The organism is Emticicia oligotrophica DSM 17448 (assembly GCF_000263195.1).
In the GTDB taxonomy this organism is placed as follows: Bacteria; Bacteroidota; Bacteroidia; order Cytophagales; family Spirosomataceae; genus Emticicia; species Emticicia oligotrophica.
Window position 1 is genome coordinate 3,098,134 of record NC_018748.1, and the last position, 22,382, is coordinate 3,120,515.

Genomic DNA, 22,382 nt, shown 5'->3' on the forward strand with positions numbered 1-22,382 from the left:
ATTGTTTTAGACAATAGCGTAAATGTCTGATTCACGCATGATAAGATATTCTTTACCATCAACAGTGATTTCCGTTCCAGCATATTTACCGTAAAGAACGTTGTCACCTACTTTCAATAAAGTTGGTTCGTCTTTCTTTCCTGGGCCAACCGCTACAACGATTCCTCTTTGTGGTTTTTCTTTTGCGGTGTCAGGGATAATGATACCAAATGCTGTTTTTTCTTCTGCCGGAGCAGCTTCTACCAATACTCTGTCTGCTAAAGGCTTAATGTTTACTGACATCTTATTTTTGAATTTTTAGAGTTTAAAAAATTAGTTATGAGTAATGAAATATGAATTATGAGATTATTTGTCGGTTTTGTCGTAGCAAAATTTATGATAATCGAGCAACTCATAATTCGTATCTCATATCTAATGATTTTGCGATGACAATTCCACAAAAGTTTTGCCAACGGCCGACAAAGGTACTGTTTTCTGCCAAAATTTCAGTTTTGACTGACAAAAATGTTTCAAAGACTGACATGTTTTTTTGTGTCATACTCCGAAATAGCAATAAATGTCAGTATTTAACTCAGAAAAAACTGTATTATTTGAAGTTAAATCTTAATGCCAAACCCAATGAGTTTTCATCGGGTTTGAGTTGTAAATTGGCAGAAGTGGGTTGTCCGAGTGCTTGATTGTATCTAATTGCAGCTCTTTTTATGTGAGCTTTGCCAATAATGTTGCAGGTGATACTGCCTACAAGCGACACCCCAAGCATGCCAAGATAGGTGCCAGAATAATAGCCACTTTGTCGGGTTCGTGCTTTATTGAGCGTTGAAAGTATGTAGATGGTCGGAATAAAACTGATAGCTTGCCCTACACCATTAAATATTTTGTAGCGTTTATAATGATAATTGACAATAGGGTCATTCAATTCAAAAAAAGGTACTTCAAGCGAATTGAAACCGCTTAATCTTCTTTCTCCATAATAATATGTTCCGTTTACCTTCTGTAAAGGTTTTAGGTAATAATGTTTACGGGTTATATTCGATTTATAAAAACTTGAATCTTTTTGAGCAAATAGACTAAATGATGACACTATCAGTATAACTATGGTAAGGGTTTTCATGAATGTTTATTTTATGAAAGGCAAATTGCCTTGAAACTTTCGCTTATGCTAATATTGGTTTAATGACTTTTCCACCTACATCGGTCAACCTAAATGGTCGTCCTTGGAAAGCATAGGTTAATTTTTCATGGTCAAAACCCATAAGGTTTAAAATGGTTGCTTGGAGGTCATGAACGTGCGTGCGGTCTTTTACACCATAATAACCCAAATCATCAGTTTCGCCGAAAGAAACTCCTTTTTTCAATCCACCACCTGCCATAAAAACAGTAAATGCTTCTAAATGGTGGTCTCGGCCTTTGAATGGAAGCGTTTGACCATCGCGATTTTCTTGCATGGGTGTTCGACCAAATTCACCTCCCCAAACAATGAGTGTTTCATCGAGTAAACCACGCATTTTTAAGTCTTTGATGAGAGCCGTGACAGCACGGTCAGTAACCTGACATAAATCTTTAAAGCCTCCATCGAGTGAAAGCCTTTGGTCGGTGCCGTGCGAATCCCAGCCCCAGTGAAAAAGTTGCACAAAACGTACACCATTCTCCACTAAACGTCTTGCTAAAAGACAATTATTGGCAAATGAACCCTCACCCGGAACCGCCCCATACATATTTCTTATCCATTCAGGCTCTTTACTGGTGTCCATTACTTCAGGCACTGAAACTTGCATTCTAAAAGCCATTTCGTATTGTGAAATACGTGTCAGAATTTCGGGGTCTTGTACGGTCTCATATTGTTGGCGATTGATTTCGTTAATTGCTTCAATAGTTTGTTTTCGAATATCTCTACTCATGCCATGTGGGTCAGAAACGTATAAAACAGGGTCACCACCCGTACGACACTGCACACCTTGATAAATAGATGGCAAAAAACCATTTCCCCAAACACTTTTACCTGCATCGGGGCTTCGGCCTCCAGAAGCCAGTACGATAAAACCGGGTAAATTCTGATTTTCAGAACCTAAACCATACACTGACCAAGCACCTAAACTTGGCCTCCCTAATCGGGCACTGCCTGTGTGCATGAGCAATTGGGCAGGGGCATGGTTAAACTGGTCGGTATACATGGCCTTCAGAAAGGTAAGGTCATCAGCTACTTCGGGTAGATAGGGTAGGAAGTCTGAAATTAAAGCCCCCGATTCTCCATGTTGACTAAATTTTCCAATTGAGCCAAGCATTTTAGGTACTCCTCTAATAAATGCAAATTTTTTCCCTTCTAAAAATTCTTGTGGACAGTCTTTCCCATCAAATTTTTGAAGAGCAGGTTTGTAATCAAAAAGTTCTAATTGTGAAGGAGCTCCGGCCATGTGTATGTAAATCACTTGCTTAACTTTTGGCGGAAAATGAGGTTGTTTTGGATACATTGGGTCAGTTTGAAGCATATCATTTGATGCTTTTTCATTGCCCGAAAAACAGCCACCGAGTAATGAGCTAAATGCCATTGTGCCTAGTCCAGTTGTGCAGGTTTGTAAGAAATGGCGACGGGTTTGATATTGAGCTTCAGCCAATAAAAATTCTTTGATTAACTTTTGCATGGTAAGGGTTGAATTTGCCTACTAAGTTAGGTATTTATTGCGAGAAGACACTATTAAAAAAATAAAAAGTCCTCAACGTTTTTAAGATTGAGGACTTTAAAAAGTTTTATGATAAACTTACTTTTTTTGCATTGATACTCTCATATACCCCATCCCAAAGTTCGATACGCTTTTTGAGCGATTCGATGGTAGCATTTTCGGCTTCTTGCCAAAATGTTTCGTTATCTCCACAGAGATTAGCGGTCATTTCTAAGGCCAAATGACTATGATGGTCGCCATCTACTTCGATGTGTCGTTCGAGATAATATTTAAAAATTGATATTCTCTCAGGAATACTCAAATGAATATCATTGATAATTGATAGAAACATTCCCGGTATTAAATCTTCTCTACCAAATGTAAAAATAGCTGCTTGAAGGTAAGATTTTTGACTTTTAATAATATCAAAGGTAAAATTTACAAAACTACGAGCAGCTTTTGGTGTACCTGCAACTACAAATGCTGAATCGAAATTTTCAGATTCTTTCAATACTTCAATAAACTTTTCAATGTGGCTTGTATCGGCCTCAGCTTGGTGCATGGCATCGAGGTAAAGTTCAAAGTGACTTTTACGATTACCATCCATATCAACATCTGATTCTTCTCCAACTACAATTTCGTTGATTAAATAACGAGTATCGGCAGAAGCGGTAGGAAACCAAGGAACTTTTGTACACGTAAGGTTATTTTGAAGTGATTTCAGTAACGACATAAAGTCCCAAACGGCATACACGTGGTATTGCATAAATACCTTTAGGTCGTCGAGATCATTGATGACAGAGTAAACTTTGTGATTAATAATTTGCTGTCGGAGCGGTTCGATTTTTTCTTGAATACGGTTAATGTAATGACTCATTTTACTTTGGTTTGTTTATTTCTTAAACTTTCTGTCTTACTGAATAGTTTGAATGTGGCCTTAAAAATACTTGATAAAAATAATTAAGTTATTTCTCTGATTAAGTTTATGGTGCTTTAATAAAGAAATGTTTAAAATATTACCTGATTTATTATTAACATTAAACTTGGAAGTTTAATGTTGATTTTCTACTAAATTGAGAAAATATCAAACCTAACCTACTTATGATGATTAAGATTTGTTTCATTATTCATGGAAAAAGCACAAATAAAGTTTCGCTAAGCGGTAAGCTAAAAAAAACTTTCGATGCTAATAATTTTATAGTAAAAATCATAGAAACTGAATATGCCAGCCATGCAATATTGCTAACTGAAAGTGTAGTAAACGAAGGATTTACAATTATTGTTGCTTGTGGTGGAGACGGAACCCTCAATGAAGTTGTCAATGGAGTTATGAACGTAGGGAATGAAAGTGTAAAAGTATGTTTATTGCCCAATGGTTCGGGCAATGATTTTGCTAAAACCATTATTCCAACACAAACCATTGAGTCGTTAAAGGAAGCTATTTTAACAGGAAGTATTAAAAAAATTGATGTAGGATTGGCGACCTTTAAAGATAAAAATGGTCAGCAAGCAAGCCGCTATTACATCAATATTACCGATGTTGGCATTGGAGGTGTAATTGCCAAAGAGCTTTTTTATGCAAGTAGGTTTTTTGGTGCAACTTTAACTTATCAGTATTTTATTCTTAAAAACTTTATCACTTACAGACCTCAAAATATCATTGTTAAAGGCGATGATTTTGTGTATGAAAGTAAAGTTATGAATTTTTGTGCCGCTAATGGAAAGTTTTTTGGGAGTGGACTTGGTATTGCCCCCGAAGCAAAAGTAGATGATGGCTTGATTGAAGCAGTTGCAATTGGAGATGTGAATTTGATTGATTATTTTTTGAATTTCCCTAAGATTAAAAGATGTGAACGTTTGACACATAAAGCAGTCAAATATTTTAAATCAAAATCTTTAAGTTTTGAGTCAGAAAGTGCAAATACTCCTATTGATATGGATGGAGAATTCGTTGGTTATCTACCGATGAGTATTACCGTGAAACATAAAAGTATAAATTTTATCGTCTGAAAATGATTACTGAACAACGTGTTCGAGCATTGGCTTTATCGTTTGAAAATGCCGAAGAATTACCACATTTCGAAAAGATTTCATTTCGAGTGAAAAAGAAAATTTTTGCCACACTCAATCTGAAAGAAAATAGAGCAACACTTAAACTCTCAGAAACTGATCAGTCAATATTTTCATTGTATGGTGATAAAACGACAGTTTATCCTGTGCCGAATAAATGGGGCAAAATGGGATGGACGCAATTTCGCTTGGATAAAATTGAAGAGGCTTTTTTTTATGATGCACTCGTAGCGGCTTACTGCGAAGTTGCACCAAAAATTCTCGCAGAAAAATATTTGAATAGTTAAAATCCAAAAAAGTCCGAAATGTTATTATAGAATTTCGGACTTTTTGGTTGCTGTATTTTAGAAAACCTCAAAAATCATCGTAGATTTTGGCGAAATTGTTAGGCCATTTTTCAAGGTTTGGATTTCGTTGTTCAGAATATTTTTGGCGGAAGTTTTATTCTGCAAGATTTCATCAAAACGCTTGGTTTCGAGCTTTATTTCTTTTTCATTTTTATTCATCACAACCATCACCGTTTTCTTATTATCGTATCTAAAATACACATAAATTCCATCAAAAGGTGCAAAATGTAGTGTTTTTCCATGGGCAATTACTGAATTATTTTTCCGCCAATTTAGCAGTTCCTTCAAATAGGCTTTAGTACTTTTTTGTGCTTCTGTAAGGCCTTTTTCGGTGAAAACATTTACACTGTCTTCTTTCCAACCACCTGGCAAATCGGAACGAATCAGTCCATCTACTTTATGATGACCAGTGTTTTGCATCAAAACCTCTGTGCCATAATAAATTTGAGGTATTCCACGTGTAGTAAGCAAGTAGCCCAATGCCATTTTAGTAAGGTCAACATCTTCGTTGAGTTGCGTAAAAATGCGGTCCATATCGTGGTTATCGCCCATAATTAGAATATTCGAAGGGTCGGCATACACAAAATCATTTGCCAATGCTTCATACAAAACAACCAAGCCCTTTCCCCAAGTTTCTTTTTCTTTGAGGGCATTGACGAGGGCTTCTTGTAGTGGAAAATCCATGATGCTCGTTAGGCAACCGTTGTAGCCATCGGCATTTTTTTTGCCTCTTTGCCAGTACGAAGTAATGAGCGGGTTGACGCTCCATTCTTCGCCAACAATGCTAAAATTAGGATATTCGTTCATGATGGCACAACTCCAGTTTTTCAAGAAAGTCTTATCCGAATAGCCATAAGTATCTTGTCTGACTCCGCCCAGTTGAAGGGTTTCAATCCACCATATCGTGTTTTGTATCAGATAGTTAGCCATGTAAGGGTTTTCACCGTTCATGTCGGGCATCATTCTATCAAACCAACCTTTTTTCATGAACTCTTTGTCATAATCTGAAGCATAAAGGTCTTGATTGACAGTGCGTCGATGATTGGTAGAGGTTTTGGTGTCAGGATAATTAAGCCAGTTTTTAAATGGCAAATCATCTGTCCACCAGTAGCCGTAGCCAGTATGATTCAATACTTCATCAAAAATCAACTTAATACCTTTTTGGCGAGCTTTGGTCGAAAGTTCCTTATAATCATCAAGCGTGCCGTATCTGGGGTCAACTTTGTAATGGTTTGTAATGGCATAGCCATGATAAGAATAGCCTGACATATTATTTTCAAGTACAGGCGTTGGCCAAATGGCCGTAAAACCCATATTGGCAATGTAATCAAGGCTGTTTATCATTCCTCTAATATCGCCGCCGTGGCGGCCACCATCAAAACCACGATTGATTTTGGCTTCTTTCATGCCTGCAACTACATCATTTGAGTAATCACCATTGACAAAGCGGTCGGGCGTGATAAGGTAAATGACATCAGAAGAATTAAACCCACGCATCTGGGCTGATGCTTGTTGCTTAGGTAGCAGACTATAATTGTACGTATAAACGGTTTTACCTGCTTTCTTGAAATTAATAGTAAAACTACCCGCTTTGGTGGTTTTGGCAATCACTAAATCAAGGAAAAGATAGTTTTTACTATCAGCTTTATTGACTTTTTTGATGCTTACCCCTGCATAGTTGATAGAGGGTTGAGTTTCGGAAATATTCTCGCCATGAATCAATAATTGTAGGTTTGGATTCTTCAAGCCTACCCACCAATTCAGTGGCTCAACGTGCTGAATTTGAGCATTTGCCACGAAATGAAAGCAGCAGAGATATATAAGGAAGTAAATTTTTTTCATTTGTTTAATAAGAATTTTAGTGGAATATCAAGACGTTGATTCCAAGATTTTTCTGAATGGTCGGCACCAATAAATTCTTTTGTAAGCCAATTTTTATCAGAAAATCCTTTTGATTTCATAACAATATCGACCTTTTCTTGGAAAGGCTTGTAAAGTGCATCTAAGGTTTCTGTACCATAATCGAAATATATTTTGTGATTTTTTGGTGAAGGTAAATGTATTTGTAAGTATTGCAAAAATGTTGCTGGAATAGGGTTATTTTCTACCGTAAAAGTGCCAACCCAGTGCGTTGATAAACAAGCAGCACCCGCAAATACTTTGGGGTATTCACAAATGGCATACATCGAAATCAATCCACCCATGCTTGAGCCACCAATAAATGTATGTTTTTGATCGGTGAAAACAGCGTATTTTTTATCAATGAAAGGTTTGAGTTCTTCTACAATGAATTTTAAGTAATTATCAGAATTGATTTTACCTGCGAAAAGTGCTTGGTTTTTTCCACGCGTAGCTTTATAAATCGAGTCTTGTTGTGCCTGACTCAACATTTCAAATGGTTTTTGTGGGAAATAATCAGAGTGTCGATTGGCTGCGATATTCCAAATACCTACTACGATGCAGTTTTGAATGGCTTTTTCATCCAGTAATTTTGTCATTATATCATCTACATCCCAAGCTTGTTTATTCCAAGTGCTTGCGGCATCAAATAGCATTTGACCATCGTGCATATAAAGCACCGAAAATTTGCTTTTGCCATCGTAGTTTTTGGGTAGCCAAACATCTACATTTCGGGCAGCAACATATTTCGATTGAAAATTAGTTTGTCTTTCTAATCGACCACTCGATACCACCTGTGCATACGTGTTGAGTGCGAAAAAACAAAACAGAAGAATATTAATGATAGCATTCATTTTTATCATGAAAATAGGTTAAAGTGTTGGTTATAAGTGGAATATGAATAGTGGTTTCTGTACAAAGACTCAAAAAAATCTGCATAACAAACGTTATGCAGATTCTGATTATTAAACCTATGATGAATCTTATTTCACCTTTGTAGCTTTGTAAGTTGGCTTGGCAGGGTCTTTAAGGTCTAAAACAAAGTTCCACGTACCAGCTTTTACTCCAAAGTTTTTACCATTGGCCAATAGACCTCCACTGGCGGCAATTGGGTCAGGCTCCGTACTACCCGTTGAACCATAATTCACGCCCCAATCATCGTTTAATCTGAATTTGATTTGACCGTCTTTCAGTACAACATTATTTAAATACCAAGTTTCAGTGCTGAGGTCATAGCTGAATTTTTGGTCAGGTTTTTCGCCCCACCCCGTAGCAGTAGCATCGCCCACAATTCCCCACGGAGCATATTTTGTAATCGTATATTTCATTTTTTTGAAATCTACCGTAATCAAATACGTTCCTTTCTTTACAGCAATATTATCTCCACCTTCTTTCAATACTCCGTTCGAACCACCATAATTCACACCCCAGTCGTTGTCTTTACGAATCTTGAACTCACCATCAATAAGTGTCACAATGCCAGTCCAAAGGTCAACGCTTGGGTCGTAGTTGAGCGGTGCATCAGGCGTTGCCCCCCAGTTATTGTAGGCACTTCCTACAATTCCCCAAGAATATTTCTCAACCTTATAAGTAAGTGCAACTGGGTTAAAGGTGATTTTATAAGTTCCCGCTTTTACAGCAATATTATCACCATCTTTTTTCAAAACACCATTTGTTCCACCATAATTTACTGCCCAGTTGTTGTTTTCACGAATCTTGATTTCACCGTCTTTCAACGTTACATACGCTACAAATACATTTGGTACTTCAGTTTTGTAGAATGGCATATCAGGGCCATCCCAACCGTTGGTTGTGGCACTGCCCACTACACCCCAAGTTGAGCTAAGGTCTAATTTATCAAGATAAGGCGTGGCCGTCAGGCTACTTACTGTCGAACTCAACACCGTAGAAGCTCCCATTGTAGCTGTTATTTTGATGTCGATGTCGGCAGGTGTGCCAGGAGCAAGACCAAGACCCAATAAAATGCCGTTTAACTCAGCAGTTGTAAAGGTTTTCTTTAGGTCAGAACCAGCCGTAATGGCTGATGCTTTTGAGAAATTTCCACCTTTTTTATCAATCAAAATGGTGTTGGTTGCTGCCGCACTAAAACCATAATCGGCTGCCCATGAGATAGTTAGAGCTTCTTTGGTGGCATTGTCTTTATTCAATACAACGCTTTTGCTCGAAAGCGTAACCACAGGAGCTGCCCCTGTGCTTAAAATTGCTCGTTCTTCTTCTTTTTCGCAGCCCCACGCAAACAAAATCGCCAGCCCGAAAAGAAATAATTTATTGAATGTTTTCATATTTTTATCTTAGATTTTTAGGTTTTAGAATTGAGGTTTTAGGTATTAATTTTAAAATAAACTATGTCTAAAACCTATCTTCTATTGCCTTATTAATATCCTGTATTTTGTTTCAAAGTAGGGTTTGCAATAAGGTCAGAAGCCGCCAACGGGAATACCGAACGGAAAGTTTCTACGTCTTTTCCTGCTTTGATTCCACCTTTCCAAGCCCAATTATAGCCAGTTGTAAACTTCCCAAATCTAACTAAGTCAGTGCGGCGATGTGCTTCCCAGTATAATTCACGACCACGCTCGGCCAAAAGATTGTCGAGTGTCAGTGAAGAAAGGTTGGTAGCACCTGCACGTTTGCGAAGTGAGTTTACTAAGCTAAGAGCCAAAGTACCATCGCCACTACCGCCACGAGTAACGGCTTCGGCGTAAATTAAATAAGCATCGGCTAATCTAAATAACGGGAAATCGGTGTCTGTATGCGTTAGGTTTTTGCCTGGTTTTCCATCTCTTTTTACGTTTTTCCATTTCGTAACGGCATAACCATTCGAGAAAGTACCCACTTCATCAATTTCTAATTCTTGTCCGTTTGTGTAGAACATTCCACGTTTATCGGCTTTGTCATTGAATAAAGACACAAATTCTTTGGTTGTACGGAAGCCGCTCCAACCACCGTCAACGCCAAATTCAGCGGCATTCATGCTTCCACCTATCGAAGCGTGAATGATGGTTGTAGTTCCACCCCAAGTTTGGGTTTCGTTTCCATCATAGTTGATAGCAAAAATGTTTTCAGTAGAAAGGTGGTTGTCAGCTAAGAAATTGTGCTGATAATTGTTTTCGAGCGTATAACCCGCATCAATTACTTTTTTGGCGTAAAGGGCTGCTTCGCTGTATTTTTTCTGACCTGTATAAACCTCGGCATTCAAATATAATTTAGCTAAAACCATCCAAGCGGCTGCTTTATCGGCTCTTCCATACTCGTTTTTGCGTGCATCTGGAAGTTCAGTTTCAAGAGCTTTCAATTCGGTTTCTAAGTAATTGAATAATTCTTGACGAGATGCCTGTTTTGGCAAATCAGAACCTACTTTATCGTTTTCGGTTACGAGTGGAATACTACCAAAAAGGTCGATTCCATGCGAATAAACCAATGCACGAATAAAACGTGCTTCGGCACGGTAGTTTTTAATATCTTGTGAATTGGCAATGCCACGGCTGCTTAATTTTGCGTCAGTAGTTTCACGCAAAAACTCATTTGCTACGGCAGCTTGGAATAAGATTCTTGAATAAAAAGCTGATGTCCAAGCATTTGAGGCTGTCCAAGACATTTTGTGCAAATCAGGTAAACCTGGGTCGCCCCAACCTACGATTGCTTCATCGGTCGTAAATTCTTGCAAGTACCAATATACACGCATGTAGCCCTGAAAACCACCATCGAAGTTTTTCAAATCCACGTCATCGTCTTTTGGTTTGATACCCGAAACCGCCAAACCTGCGTATAATTTTGCCAAAATTTCTTTGTAATTATTGGCATCTTGATAAACCAATTCTGAAACTTGCCCCACATAAGGCTTGGTATCTAAGTCTTTGCACGACCCCATCACGAAAATCAGTGCTAAAACGGCTATTAATTTTTTAGATATATTTTTCATTTGAAATTTAGAATTAGAAGTTGATGTTTAAGCCTACCGAATAAGTGCGTGGTCTTGGATAGATTTGACGGTCGATACCATCGGCAATCTCTGGGTCTAAACCTTTGTATTTCGTGATTACGAATACATTTTGCACCACAAACGATAATTGAGCTTGGATTTTCTTCGCTCTAAACAAATCGCTCAAATTATAACCAACGTTCAAGTTGTCCATGCGTAAGAATGAAGCGTTTTGTACGTAATAATCTGAAAGAATGGTTTGGTCAGTGCGAGTTTTGAAATTTGTTTCCAAAACATTGGCCGAAACGTTATTGATGAAGTTGCCCGCACCCGTAATGTTTTGGTAAGTTGCCATGCTTGAATAAATATTATTCAAGGCGTAGTTGCCGATGTTTGAACGCATTACAAAGCCTAAACTTGCTTTTTTGTATGACATCTGCGAGCTAAAACCTAAGAAATATTTAGGAACAGCCGATTGATAACGATAACGGTCTAATTCAGTGATTTTTCCATCACCATTGAGGTCAGCAAATAAACCTTCGATTGGTTTTCCTGCTTCGTCATATACTTGTTTATAGACAAAGAATGTATTTGGCGTGTAGCCGGTTGAATGTACTTGTGCGTAGTTTCCTACACCACCACTGATGCCACCTACCAAAACACCCACGTAAGTCGGGTTATCAACTTTGGTCAAAGCCGTGATTTTTCTTTCGTTATAAGTAAAGTTTCCACTAATATCCCAATTGAAGTTTTTGTTCATGATTGGCGTGTAGTTTATCACCACTTCAAGACCTTTGTTTTCGAGTGTTCCAACGTTGGTTGTTACTTTATTACTGAAGTTTGAGCCCGCCGCTACGTCGATTTCGTTAATCAAATCGGTAGTTTTCTTTTGGTAAACATCAATGCTACCAGAAATACGTGCTTTTTTCAATCCAAAATCTAATCCTAAGTTAGTAGAAGCCGTTTGTTCCCATTTGATATTTGGGTCGTAGGCATTCGGACGAAGTAGGTCGTAGTATCTATCACCAAACTGATATTTCAAGCCTTGTCCTTTCGTGTAAGCGTTCAAGTAAGGGTAATCACCCGTTGATAAATCTTGTTGACCCGTAAGTCCCCAACCAAAACGTAGTTTTAAATCAGAGAAAATCTCATCGTTTTTGAATTCTTTGTTGAGTTTCCATGCTAAAGCTACCGACGGGAATGTTCCCCAACGATTTTCTGGAGCAAAACGAGACGACCCATCACGACGAACGGTTACGGTAGCTAAGTATTTATCATTCAAAGCATAATTCAAACGACCAAAAAACGATAATAGAGCGTAGTCAGTTTTGAAGTACGAGTAAATTGGCACTACACCGCTGTTACCGTAAGTAGTTCCGTTTTCGTTTTCTCTCACAAATCCTTGGTTTTCAGCACCCGCCATGATATTAATCGACTGACCGTTCAAACCTTTTACATAGTTTAGGTAAAACTGGTTGGTGAAATTATTACGAGTTTGGGTATAATAGCCAACCGAACCTTGATTAGTAAATGAAGTAGCCGAAAGTAAGTTTGATTCTGTTTGGTCGCCTCTGGTATTTGAGCGGTCGAAACCAATATTCCAAACGGCACGAAGGTCTGGGAAGAAATGGAATTTGTAATCAGCTTGGATATTTCCAATCATACGATTAAGCGTTCCGACATTGCTTTTTAGGTTCAATAAAGCCAGTGGATTAATTGGTGCTAAACCAGCCAAATCACCATTTTGTGCCAACCATTGGAAATAACCACCGAATTTGTTTTCGGCATAGACATTTTGAGTTGGGTCGAAACCAATGGCACTTCCAATAGCTCCTTCATCAGCAAAATTGCTTTTGGTTGATGAATATTTGAAGTTAATATCAAGTTTTAAATGCGATTTGAAGAACGTAGGCGTAAGACCAACCGATGTTGAAGTTCTATCCATCGACGAAGTTTTCAAAATACCATTTTGTTTGGTATAACCCACTGATACACGATAAGGCATTGTTTTCAAATTTCCTGTTACACTCAAATTATTATCGCTACTCAAAGCTGTACGGAAAATTTGGTCTTGCCAGTTGGTATTGGCATTTCCCAAAAGTTTTTGCTGTGTGGCAGTTCCGTAAGTTTTCACGGCTGTTCTGAACTCATCGGCTGTAAGTACATCTACGTTATTCACTCTTGAAGCTGACGAAAACAATGTACTAAAAGCCACATTAAGCTTATCTTTTTTGCTTCCTTTTTTGGTAGTGATGATGATTACACCATTGGCCGCACGTGAACCATAAATGGCTGCTGCTGAGGCATCTTTCAAGATATTAAACGATTCAATATCATTTGGATTAATAAAACTCAAAGGGTTAGCAGCACCCGAAACATTGCTATTATCGAGCGGAATACCATCAATGACAATAAGTGGGTCATTGCTGGCACTTAACGACGAACCTCCACGAATACGGATACGGCTACCCGAACCTGGAGCTCCACCGTTTGAGGTGATTTGCACACCCGCCAATTTACCCGAAACCAATTGCTCAGGCGTAGCGATGTTTCCTTTTACGAAGTCAGTTGAAGTGATTGAAGTAATTGAACCTGTTAAATCTTGTTTCTTTTGTGTACCGTAACCTACCACTACCACTTCTTGCAAGATTTTGTTATCATCAACCAATTTTACATCAATCGTTGAGCGATTACCCACCGCAATTTCTTGAGTTGCTTTACCAATAAAACTGAAAACTAATGTTGCATTGGCTGGTGCTGCCACTTGAAAGCTACCGCTGGCATCGGTTTGTGTTCCTGTACTTGTTCCTTTGACCGAAACCGATACACCCAGCATAGGAGATCCATCGTTTTGGTCAGTAACTTTTCCGCTTACTGTTTTTTGTGCAAAAGTCACGCTCGTGAGCATTACCGCAAGCAATACCGAAACGATACTCTTGCTGTAAGCCATGCGTTGGACTCCCGCCGCAGTTAAGACTTTCCAATTGTTAAAGTATTTGTTCATAGTTTTGAAAAGTAGTTTGTTTTAAAAATTAAAGTATTTAGTTAAAGTTTTTGGTTTGATTTATATTTACCGAGTGTCGGCCTCCACGGAAGCACAGATTTTAAGATTTACACGAATGATTTGAGTGATTTCTCTATGAAAATTTGTGTAACCCGTGTCTCTGTGGCGGCCGTTGCTCGGTTAATTTATTTATAAAGCTTTTGATTGAAAAAATCGAAAACTGGCAATGCCTCGTTACCTCTCTCAGCATCAAAGAAAATGGCATTGTCCCAATGGGAGCCTTTTCCCCAAGCTGTACTACAATTGGTTGAAATCCAAGCAGGTTCCCAATAGATAATTCCTTCTCCACCACCTTTCACGACTGCTTTTGTCAGGTCAATCATAAATTTTAGTTGTCCGTCTGGCGTGTAATCATAACCCGCAATTTTTCCTTCACCGTCTAATAAATTATTGGCAGCATCAAAGTTTTTTGGCGAGTACGGATAGCCTGTTTCAACAATCATTACTCGTTTTTTGAAATCGGATTTCAGTCTATTTACTTCATTTGTTAAACCCAAAAGGCTGAATTTTGACCATTTTGGGTAATATGAAAGGCCAATCCAATCGTAGTTGATGATGCCGTTTTTCTTGGCATTTTCAAACCAATTGTAGGCTTCATCGGGCTGGGCAATGTGCAGCATGGTTTGAATTTTTTGTCCACGTATAGCTGAAATTTTATCAACGGCCTCAATTCCTCTGTTCAGCAATGCAACATTCCGTTGCCAGTTGATAGTTTTGGCAGCATCTTTTGTGTATTGCATTACTTCACTATTGATTTCGTTGCCTACTTGCACAAATTCGGGCGTTAGATTGGCTGCAGCGAGTTTGTTGAGTACATTAAAAGTGTAGGCATAAACAGTATCTCCCAAGATTTTGGTGTCTTTAATATTCTCCCAAGCTTTCGGAATAGTTTGATGAGCGGGGTCTGCCCAAGTATCGGAGTAATGAAAATCAAGCAGCACTTGCATATTTTGCTCTTTGGCTCGGCGAATGCTTTTCTTTACGTCTTCAAAAGTTGAATACTTTGTCCAATCAGGCGAATGCCACAAGCGAACTCTTACTATGTTTGCCCCTTTGTCTTTGAAGAGTTTGTAGGGGTCAACTTTCACCCCATTGCTTTGGTATGTTCCGCCACAGTCTTCCATTTCATTGACATACGATAAATCTCCACCCAAAAAGAGTGGTTCTTTTTCAATGTCTTTTACTTGGCAACAAAAACTCGAAAACAAAAAAGCGATACCTAACAAGTAAGTTTGTTTCATCGGGAAAAAATAGAATGATGTTACAGAATTTAGTGAGTATAGTTAAAGTATTTCCTGCAAAAGTACAATTGATATAAAGGCGTGTCGCCCCACTTTATAAATAATATAAAAAAGGAGTTAAACTATAATTTAGAAGATGTAATGTGTTGATGTGTAGTTGATTATAAAAGCCAAAAGAGTGTCCACTTTATAAAGTGGAACTACAAAATGAGCAATTTAATCATTGATTTGTTCAAAAAAATCGCTTGGAGTTTGGTTTGTAATCTTTTTGAATGAACGATTGAAGGCAGTTTTAGAATTGAACCCTACTTCAAAAGCTAAGCTGAGTAGTGTAAAGTTTTTATAACGTGGGTCTTCGATACGACGTTTAAACTCTTCGATTCTGTAGGTATTTATCAAATCAAAAAAGTTTTTATCAAAACCATCATTGATAACTTTTGATAAAACATGCGGCTGAATCTTGAGTTTTGCGGCAAGGTCGTTGAGCGTTAGTTTTGGGTTTTCATAAGGTTTGTGTTTGTCCATATAAGTTTCCAACTGACTTTTCAAAACCATGATATTTTCATCGACCACCTCGCTTTTATCGGGAGTAGGAGCATAATTATTGGCCTGATTAATAGGTAATGGATTTTGAAAAAACTCAACTTCTCGTTGGGGAAGTTTAAATATTTCAGGTTGATGAATGGCAAAATAACCCAAAAAATAAACAATTGTAGAGAATACTAACCAAATTGTATCGATGCTTCGCTCGGCAATTAGACTATCATTTACTAATCCTTCGTATGAAAATATTGTCCAGATTCCTGTAAATAACCAAAGTGTTAGGCATACAGCCTGAATTGAAAGTACAGTGTTGAGGTATTGAAGATTTTGCTCGTATGAATAATTATGGCTATAATCTCTTTTATAGGTTTGAATCATTTTACGGCAGATATTCCAGTAGTAAAAATTACTACACCACCCAATCAGCCCCATAATTGCTAAAATGATTTGTAAATCATTGTCTTCATTGACTAATTTTAACCTAAAAACATTAAAATCCATCAAAAAATAGGGCAAATATACTACCAACTGTATAGCTGGTAAAATGAAATGGAACTGCCATTTTTTTGGTAACTTCTTAGTCTGAAAGAGAAGTTTACTTAAATAAAAATAAAAAAGAGGGGCATATAAGAATAGTAATAAATTGGGAATTAGTAAAAGTTTAGAATAGGTTTGGGCAAATTCTTTATGGTTCGACATTTCCCTTAGAAGTACCATGAGAGAAGTCACAGCTATCAATAATACCAACCAACGATTAGCCGCCCGATTGTAATCTTGAATAGTAGGAATGGCGATTATGAGCAAAATGCCTTGAAAGGAGGCAAATAGCATTAATAAATCGAAAAGTGAAAAAAAGTTAAAAGCTCCTGAAAAGTCTTCCCAACTTTCGATTTTTATCTGAATTGTCTTTAAATCTGTCGTATTCGAACGATTAAATACTCGATTTGGGCGAGCTTTTCCACTTTGGCGGCCTTCAACTGATTCCCATGTACCACGAGTAAATTTATATTCTAATCGAGCTAAATCGCTGTAAATTATGGTGCGATAAGTACCATCAGCTTGGCGTTTGAGACGATATTTTTCTTCTCCGGGATTCCAATTATTAAAATTACCAGTGATATAAATATGAGCATCTTTGGGCGTATTCTCTGGTATTTTTTCAATCACCATGACGTATGATGGTTTCGACTCCCAACTTTCAATTTTTACTTTTATAAATTTAGGATTGGCTTCTGAAGAGGCATCATAAATTCGATTTTGTCTGCTTCGGCCGTCTTTTCCTCCTTCCACAAGCATCCAATTTCCTTGTGTAAATTTATATTCAAAGTAGGGGATTGAGTCGGGTAATATTATGAAGTAAGAACCATCAATATCTTTCTTCAGGGCATAATTGGGGTCGCCCGGGCTCCAGTTATTTATCGAACTGGCCATATATAGCTCACCATCAGGTATCAGAAAAGTAGGATACTCCGAAACCACAATTTTAATTTGTGCTTCCGCCCGATTTCCTAATATTAGAAGAAGAATGGATATTATTGAAATATATAGCTTCATTAAGGTCAAAAAACTTAGGTTTTTGACAAATTTTTTGTCGTTAGTTTATCAAAGTTAAGCAATAAACATTTAGAAATTATTGTAATTTAAGAAACCTGTTGATAGATATTCACATGCTCAGATATAAATCTTTCCCAAGAAAATTTGCTCGCCTGTAAAATGGCTTTTTTACTCAACTCATTTCTAAGTTTTTCATTCTTGTAAAACGCAAACATTGCTGCTGCAATGGCAGTTTCATCGGTTGGTTCTACTAATAAGCCAGCATCGCTAACTACTTCTGGAATAGAACTTTTATTAGATGAAATAACGGGTGTACCGCACTGCATTGCTTCAAGCGGAGGAAGCCCAAAACCTTCATAAAGCGAAGGATAAACGAATCCAATTGCCGAAGAGTATAAAGAAGCTAAATCTTCATCGGCTACAAAGCCAGTGGTAATGATACGTTCTTTTAAGGTAGGGTTTGACTTTATTTCTTCAAAAATTCCATCAAATTGCCAGCCTTTTGTGCCTACTAATACTAAATTTAAATCGGTGATGTGTTCTTGCTGAATGAGTTTCAAAAATGCTCTGATTGTACGCTCAAGGTTTTTACGTGGTTCTAAAGTAGAAACCGAAAGTAGGTGCTTACTTTCAGCTGATATATGATATTTTTTTAAGGTTCTACTTATTTTTTCTTGATTACTTTCTTGATAAAATATGTCTTTTGATGCCGCTAAATGTACTACCTTTACTCGATTAGTGGCAATGCCAGTGGCCTCACAGAGGTCGTTTTTAGTAGCTTCCGAGATACAAATAGGAGTAGTATGTTCATCAATACTTGCTAATATTTTTTTGGTAATGATTTTATTCCATTCGCCAAAGAATTGAGGGAATATATGCGGAATCAAATCATGGATAGTGATGATTTTTTTAGGTTTAGCAAATCCTTCAAATTCTTCTGGAATCGGCAAAAAGGGTGAATGATAAATATCATAGTTAGAGAGCGATGTAGTATCAAACTTAAATTTAGGCTTAAGATACCCACGTGTACGCACGAACGCTTCACGAACTGCTTTTTGTGGCAGCGATTTAAAAGGAAATATTGATATAAGCGAACTTTCGAGTTTCGCTCTTACTTTATCGGAATTTTTATTTACAATATTGAAAGATTTTTCAGGAAAATGCTCCTTTAAATAACTTATCATTTCGGGTAGATGCTCAGTATTGGCTAATGATAATTCAATTGAAGGAGAAGTATGTAATCCTTTAAAAAGTTCTTCAACTACACGAAAAATTCCTGTACGTGATTGTTCATTGAAATGGCCAAGCCCCAAAACTGATGTATCTAAAATGACTTTATTCATGTAATAATTTGCTTATTTTGTTTAAAACCAAGGCTTTTACTGCATCGGTTTCAACATTTTCTTGATACACAACCTCGACATTATCTCGCTCAAAAGTCATGCCTACACTTGGTTTGTGATTGTGAATAAGATAAACTGGGAAATTGGCTAAAGGAAAAAATGGATAGCCTGTGCCTTTGAAAATAGTAATAGTTTGACTAAAAATACAACACAAGTGTTCAGGAAATGAATCAAGTGTTAGTGCAAATTTGGCGTTTTTTGATAAAACTGCAATTTCTTGAATATTGATTTTTGCTGAGGTATCAATAATATTTTGTTTATGTGCACCGTCAACTAAATCTAAAATCTGTTTCGACATTTGGGTTTGACCACAAAGTAATACATTTAGTTGGTGTGCTTTCAGGGTTTCATCAATGATTTTCGCCCAAAATTCGACTGAAAGTTGCTTATGTTCACCGCCTGATTCTGGGAAAAGCATTAAGAAGGGCTTATTTGCTAATCCTATTTTTTCTTGAATTTTTTCAAAACTAACATTCGGCGGAATTGGGAAATAAGGTTCGATATCAGCAAAAGAGCCTTTTACGTCAATTTCACGAAGTAACATAAAATACATATCAAAATGATGAAACTCGTGAGTTGGAACATCAAATTCTATGTCTAAAAGTCCACCCAAAGCACGTCTCGAAAAGCCATAAGCTTTTTTTACACTAATAAATGGCAAAACAAAATGGGCGACTGCATCGCTATAACGAATGTCTATGTAGTAATCATAATCGTTTTGACAAAGTAGGGGTAGAGCCTGACGAAATGTGCGATAAAAATCCTTGATTTTCTCCCAAGATGAAATCTTACGTCGGTTAGTTTGAAAATGATTAATATAAATTGTCTGATTAATGTGCGGATTGTGCAAGTTTACGGGTTCGCACCATTGAGCTGTCAATAAATCAATGCTTGCATTTGGGTATGTTTTCTTTATTAAAGGAAACATATACGTTACCGTCAAAGCATCGCCAAGATGCCCTAAAGAGGCAATTAAAATTCTTGGTGAATTATGATTAATGGGTGCTAATTTTCGTTTTTTATAGAAAAGATTTGCATAAATATCCACAAAAAAATCCATGATTCTAAACGGAATGGTTTCTTTTGGAGTGCCGCAGTATTTTCTCATATTGATAGGTAGGACAGGTTTTTAACCTGTCAATTTAATTTAGAAGAGCAAATCAAAATTTATACCCAAATTTCTCAATCTCTTTTTTCCAAAATTCGGTTTCGTAAATATCCCAAGCGTGGCATCCAAAAGGTAAGCCGCCGTTGAGTTGAAAAGCTTTTTGAGGCAGATGTTCAACACCAAATTTGAGGGCAGTTCGCCAATTAGGAATTCGTAGGTTTGGCCAAAAACGATTCATTTCAATGCCCCAAAACATATCTTCATTATAGGCTGGGTGTGTCTTTACCTTTTCTAAATATTCTTCAATTTTAGCTTTATTTTTGGGAATTAAACTTAAAAGTTTTTTCGTACGTCTCAAAGAAAACCCGCCATTGCCAACGGCTCGTTTCATGATAATTTCCTTAGGGCCATATTTGCCATGAAGTTCTTCTTTAAGGTCGAACCATAAAGCAATTTTTCGCTTGAAATGCCAAATTAGTTCCTTAATTTTTGAATCAAAGTCAATTTCAATTCGCCACGGAGCTCCAATATAATCATAACCTTGTTGGCACCAGTATTCTAATTCATCTCGAAAAACAAAAGCATCAAGTTGATAAATAAGCATGAACTCATGTGCCAAAAATCTGCTGTAGAATTCTTCCGATAAAAGTAAACGATTATAGGTAAGTGTACTTTTAAAAAAAGAATCATCAAATGATTCGAAAGTAATTTGAGGGTATTGCTCTTGTAAAAGGCTTAAATTGAGTGTTTGGGGCTTTACAACTATGATAGGGTAATGCCCCAAAACTCGCATCCCTTGGGAAAGCGATATTTGCTCAAACTGACTTAGTTTATCTTGATAAATAGGTATTATTACACAAACATTCATTCTTTGTGATTAAAATTGAGATGGGGTCGTCCATGCGATTAAGACTAGAGAATAAAGGAAAGTACTTAATTCTCTAGTCTTAATTCCTAATTAAATTATCGTTCCACCATCAATGGCAAAAATACCACCCGTTGTATAGCCAGATGCGGCCGAAGCTAAATAAAGAGCCATCGGAGATATTTCTTCGACAGAACCCATACGTGCAATAGGTAAACGTTTAGTAAAATGAGCCAAAACTTTATCATTTTCCCATAAAGCTTGACTGAATTTCGTTTTTATCAAGCCTGGAGCAATGGCATTTACTCTGATACCAGCTTCTCCCCATTCTTTGGCTAATACTTTGGTAAGCATATTCAATGAAGCTTTACTTACGCTATAAATACCTAAGCCGGGGTCAGGTGTATGTCCAGCAATGCTACTGATATTAATGATACTGCCACCCCCGCGTGCTTTCATGATTGGATGAACCATTTTAGCTAATTCAAAAGGTGCTTTAACGTTGATTTGCATAATCTTGTCGAATGCACTATCTGAACACTCTAATGAAGGTCCATAAACAGGGTTAGTTGCTGCATTATTGACTAGAATATCAATACCACCGTAAATTTCAACCGTTTTTTCTACTAATTGACGAAGTTGCTCCATATCGCCTGCGTGTGCAGCTATGCCCACACATTCGCCCCCTTCGGCTTTTATTTCTGCGGCCAATTCATCTAAATCGGCTTGTTTTCTACTACTAATGACTACTTTTGCACCATAAGCTGCATAGATTCTAGCAATTGCTTCACCAATTCCTTTGCTAGCTCCTGTAATCACTGCTACTTTATCTGTTAAATCGAATACATTTTTCATACTGTGTAAATTTTAAATGGTTGATAGTTTTTGATAGTTTGAATACAGCACCTCTTGATGTGTTGGGCTACTGCAAAATCAGTCCACCATCTAAAATTATGCTTTGACCTGTAATGAATGAAGACTCTTCGGCAGCTAAATAAAGAATAGCACTGGCAATTTCTTCGGGTTTGCCAAAACGTTTCATAGGAGTGGCGTGTTGAAGAGCTTCTAAATAAGCATCGTCGGTATCTGCACTTTCAAGCATTGGGGTTTGGGTAAAACCCGGACAAACAGCATTGATTCGGATACCATGTTTGGCGTATTCTATTCCTGCTGTTTTAGTCATACCTACAACGGCGTGTTTACTAGCTGAATAGGCGATATGACCAACCATTCCCAGATGTCCAGCAACAGAGGCGATGTTTACGATATTTCCGCTACGCTGTGCAATAAAATGCTGAAGGGAAACCCTCATGCAATTCCAAAGACCTTTGACGTTGACATTGATTACTTTATCGAAATCTTCTTCAGGATATTTATCTGTACGAACTCTTGGTCCAAGAACTCCCGCAGAATTTACTAAAATATCGAATCTTCCCAATCTACTGATGGTTTGTTCAATCATTCTTTGCACATCATCAAGGTCAGTTACATTGACTCTTATAAATGAAGCTTCGCCACCATTGGTTTCGATTTCTTCTACTACATCATCACCGATTTTCTCAGATAAATCGGCAATCATTACTTTGGCACCTTCCTTGGCGAATAAAATAGCTGCTGCTTTGCCAATACCAGAGTTGCCCCCAGTAATGACAACAACTTTGTCTTTAAATCTCATTAGTTAATTATTATTT

Annotated in this window: 18 protein-coding genes; 2 read left to right on the top strand and 16 right to left on the bottom strand. The window is 37.4% G+C overall.

All coding sequences use genetic code 11. The features are described 5' to 3' along the window. Window positions 1-6 precede the first annotated feature (6 nt). The 4 genes from EMTOL_RS12895 to EMTOL_RS12910 form a co-directional block, all read right to left on the bottom strand. Window positions 7-282 (bottom strand): co-chaperone GroES, encoded by a 276-nt coding sequence (locus EMTOL_RS12895; RefSeq protein ID WP_015029734.1) that lies wholly within the window; start codon window positions 280-282, stop codon window positions 7-9. A 304-nt stretch (window positions 283-586) separates the two neighbouring features. Next, window positions 587-1,111 (bottom strand): hypothetical protein, encoded by a 525-nt coding sequence (locus tag EMTOL_RS12900; RefSeq protein ID WP_015029736.1) that lies wholly within the window; start codon window positions 1,109-1,111, stop codon window positions 587-589. Window positions 1,112-1,154: 43 nt separating this feature from the next. Next, the gene (locus EMTOL_RS12905; protein ID WP_015029737.1) at window positions 1,155-2,639 is read right to left on the bottom strand and encodes a DUF1501 domain-containing protein; all 1,485 of its coding nucleotides are present in this window, start codon (window positions 2,637-2,639) and stop codon (window positions 1,155-1,157) included. Between the two features lie 106 nt (window positions 2,640-2,745). Continuing rightward, window positions 2,746-3,534: a DUF3050 domain-containing protein gene (locus EMTOL_RS12910; protein ID WP_015029738.1), complete on the bottom strand. Its 789-nt coding sequence runs from the start codon at window positions 3,532-3,534 to the stop codon at window positions 2,746-2,748. Between the two features lie 224 nt (window positions 3,535-3,758). On the opposite strand from EMTOL_RS12910, the gene EMTOL_RS12915 reads away from it, so the two are divergent. Together EMTOL_RS12915 and EMTOL_RS12920 are read left to right on the top strand one after the other, a co-directional pair. Next, window positions 3,759-4,667 (top strand): diacylglycerol/lipid kinase family protein, encoded by a 909-nt coding sequence (locus tag EMTOL_RS12915; protein ID WP_015029739.1) that lies wholly within the window; start codon window positions 3,759-3,761, stop codon window positions 4,665-4,667. A 2-nt stretch (window positions 4,668-4,669) separates the two neighbouring features. Further along, a complete protein-coding gene (locus tag EMTOL_RS12920; protein WP_015029740.1) occupies window positions 4,670-5,014 on the top strand; it encodes an MmcQ/YjbR family DNA-binding protein in 345 nt (114 codons plus the stop codon). 57 nt (window positions 5,015-5,071) lie between these two features. Here the strand turns inward: EMTOL_RS12920 and EMTOL_RS12925 are convergent, their stop codons facing one another. The 12 genes from EMTOL_RS12925 to EMTOL_RS12980 form a co-directional block, all read right to left on the bottom strand. After that, window positions 5,072-6,916 carry a glycoside hydrolase family 13 protein gene (locus tag EMTOL_RS12925; protein WP_015029741.1) on the bottom strand — a complete coding sequence of 615 codons (1,845 nt, stop codon included), beginning with the start codon at window positions 6,914-6,916 and terminating at the stop codon, window positions 5,072-5,074. Continuing rightward, a complete protein-coding gene (locus EMTOL_RS12930) occupies window positions 6,913-7,827 on the bottom strand; it encodes an alpha/beta hydrolase (protein WP_305953236.1) in 915 nt (304 codons plus the stop codon). Before EMTOL_RS12930 ends, EMTOL_RS12925 begins: the two co-directional genes overlap by 4 nt. A 129-nt stretch (window positions 7,828-7,956) precedes the next feature. After that, complete coding sequence (locus tag EMTOL_RS12935) at window positions 7,957-9,276, bottom strand: SusE domain-containing protein (protein ID WP_015029743.1); 1,320 nt, start codon at window positions 9,274-9,276, stop codon at window positions 7,957-7,959. Between the two features lie 92 nt (window positions 9,277-9,368). Then, window positions 9,369-10,913 carry a RagB/SusD family nutrient uptake outer membrane protein gene (locus EMTOL_RS12940; protein ID WP_015029744.1) on the bottom strand — a complete coding sequence of 515 codons (1,545 nt, stop codon included), beginning with the start codon at window positions 10,911-10,913 and terminating at the stop codon, window positions 9,369-9,371. A 13-nt stretch (window positions 10,914-10,926) separates the two neighbouring features. After that, window positions 10,927-13,917 carry a SusC/RagA family TonB-linked outer membrane protein gene (locus EMTOL_RS12945; protein ID WP_015029745.1) on the bottom strand — a complete coding sequence of 997 codons (2,991 nt, stop codon included), beginning with the start codon at window positions 13,915-13,917 and terminating at the stop codon, window positions 10,927-10,929. 185 nt (window positions 13,918-14,102) lie between these two features. Further along, the gene (locus EMTOL_RS12950) at window positions 14,103-15,218 is read right to left on the bottom strand and encodes a glycoside hydrolase family 53 protein (protein WP_015029746.1); all 1,116 of its coding nucleotides are present in this window, start codon (window positions 15,216-15,218) and stop codon (window positions 14,103-14,105) included. Between the two features lie 216 nt (window positions 15,219-15,434). Further along, entirely contained in the window at window positions 15,435-17,315 is a 1,881-nt protein-coding gene (locus EMTOL_RS12955; RefSeq protein WP_015029747.1) for a helix-turn-helix domain-containing protein, read from the bottom strand. Window positions 17,316-17,401: 86 nt separating this feature from the next. After that, window positions 17,402-18,658 carry a glycosyltransferase family 4 protein gene (locus EMTOL_RS12960; protein ID WP_015029748.1) on the bottom strand — a complete coding sequence of 419 codons (1,257 nt, stop codon included), beginning with the start codon at window positions 18,656-18,658 and terminating at the stop codon, window positions 17,402-17,404. Continuing rightward, on the bottom strand, window positions 18,651-19,826 hold the full coding sequence (locus tag EMTOL_RS12965; protein ID WP_015029749.1) for a glycosyltransferase family 9 protein: 1,176 nt from the start codon (window positions 19,824-19,826) through the stop codon (window positions 18,651-18,653). The genes EMTOL_RS12960 and EMTOL_RS12965 overlap by 8 nt, the downstream gene beginning before the upstream one ends. Window positions 19,827-19,878: 52 nt before the next feature. Next, window positions 19,879-20,694, bottom strand: coding sequence for a DUF5672 family protein (locus tag EMTOL_RS12970; RefSeq protein ID WP_015029750.1), 816 nt, complete (start codon window positions 20,692-20,694; stop codon window positions 19,879-19,881). Between the two features lie 90 nt (window positions 20,695-20,784). Further along, entirely contained in the window at window positions 20,785-21,546 is a 762-nt protein-coding gene (locus EMTOL_RS12975) for an SDR family NAD(P)-dependent oxidoreductase (RefSeq protein ID WP_015029751.1), read from the bottom strand. Window positions 21,547-21,613: 67 nt separating this feature from the next. Beyond that, window positions 21,614-22,366 carry an SDR family NAD(P)-dependent oxidoreductase gene (locus tag EMTOL_RS12980; protein WP_015029752.1) on the bottom strand — a complete coding sequence of 251 codons (753 nt, stop codon included), beginning with the start codon at window positions 22,364-22,366 and terminating at the stop codon, window positions 21,614-21,616. Window positions 22,367-22,382 lie beyond the last annotated feature (16 nt).

Bases quoted from the DNA above. Each gene is read 5' to 3' on its own strand.
- EMTOL_RS12895 (WP_015029734.1), bottom strand. From the start codon at position 282: ATGTCAGTAAACATTAAGCCTTTAGCAGACAGAGTATTGGTAGAAGCT.
- EMTOL_RS12900 (WP_015029736.1), bottom strand. From the start codon at position 1,111: ATGAAAACCCTTACCATAGTTATACTGATAGTGTCATCATTTAGTCTA.
- EMTOL_RS12905 (WP_015029737.1), bottom strand. From the start codon at position 2,639: ATGCAAAAGTTAATCAAAGAATTTTTATTGGCTGAAGCTCAATATCAA.
- EMTOL_RS12910 (WP_015029738.1), bottom strand. From the start codon at position 3,534: ATGAGTCATTACATTAACCGTATTCAAGAAAAAATCGAACCGCTCCGA.
- EMTOL_RS12915 (WP_015029739.1), top strand. From the start codon at position 3,759: ATGATGATTAAGATTTGTTTCATTATTCATGGAAAAAGCACAAATAAA.
- EMTOL_RS12920 (WP_015029740.1), top strand. From the start codon at position 4,670: ATGATTACTGAACAACGTGTTCGAGCATTGGCTTTATCGTTTGAAAAT.
- EMTOL_RS12925 (WP_015029741.1), bottom strand. From the start codon at position 6,916: ATGAAAAAAATTTACTTCCTTATATATCTCTGCTGCTTTCATTTCGTG.
- EMTOL_RS12930 (WP_305953236.1), bottom strand. From the start codon at position 7,827: ATGAATGCTATCATTAATATTCTTCTGTTTTGTTTTTTCGCACTCAAC.
- EMTOL_RS12935 (WP_015029743.1), bottom strand. From the start codon at position 9,276: ATGAAAACATTCAATAAATTATTTCTTTTCGGGCTGGCGATTTTGTTT.
- EMTOL_RS12940 (WP_015029744.1), bottom strand. From the start codon at position 10,913: ATGAAAAATATATCTAAAAAATTAATAGCCGTTTTAGCACTGATTTTC.
- EMTOL_RS12945 (WP_015029745.1), bottom strand. From the start codon at position 13,917: ATGAACAAATACTTTAACAATTGGAAAGTCTTAACTGCGGCGGGAGTC.
- EMTOL_RS12950 (WP_015029746.1), bottom strand. From the start codon at position 15,218: ATGAAACAAACTTACTTGTTAGGTATCGCTTTTTTGTTTTCGAGTTTT.
- EMTOL_RS12955 (WP_015029747.1), bottom strand. From the start codon at position 17,315: ATGAAGCTATATATTTCAATAATATCCATTCTTCTTCTAATATTAGGA.
- EMTOL_RS12960 (WP_015029748.1), bottom strand. From the start codon at position 18,658: ATGAATAAAGTCATTTTAGATACATCAGTTTTGGGGCTTGGCCATTTC.
- EMTOL_RS12965 (WP_015029749.1), bottom strand. From the start codon at position 19,826: ATGAGAAAATACTGCGGCACTCCAAAAGAAACCATTCCGTTTAGAATC.
- EMTOL_RS12970 (WP_015029750.1), bottom strand. From the start codon at position 20,694: ATGAATGTTTGTGTAATAATACCTATTTATCAAGATAAACTAAGTCAG.
- EMTOL_RS12975 (WP_015029751.1), bottom strand. From the start codon at position 21,546: ATGAAAAATGTATTCGATTTAACAGATAAAGTAGCAGTGATTACAGGA.
- EMTOL_RS12980 (WP_015029752.1), bottom strand. From the start codon at position 22,366: ATGAGATTTAAAGACAAAGTTGTTGTCATTACTGGGGGCAACTCTGGT.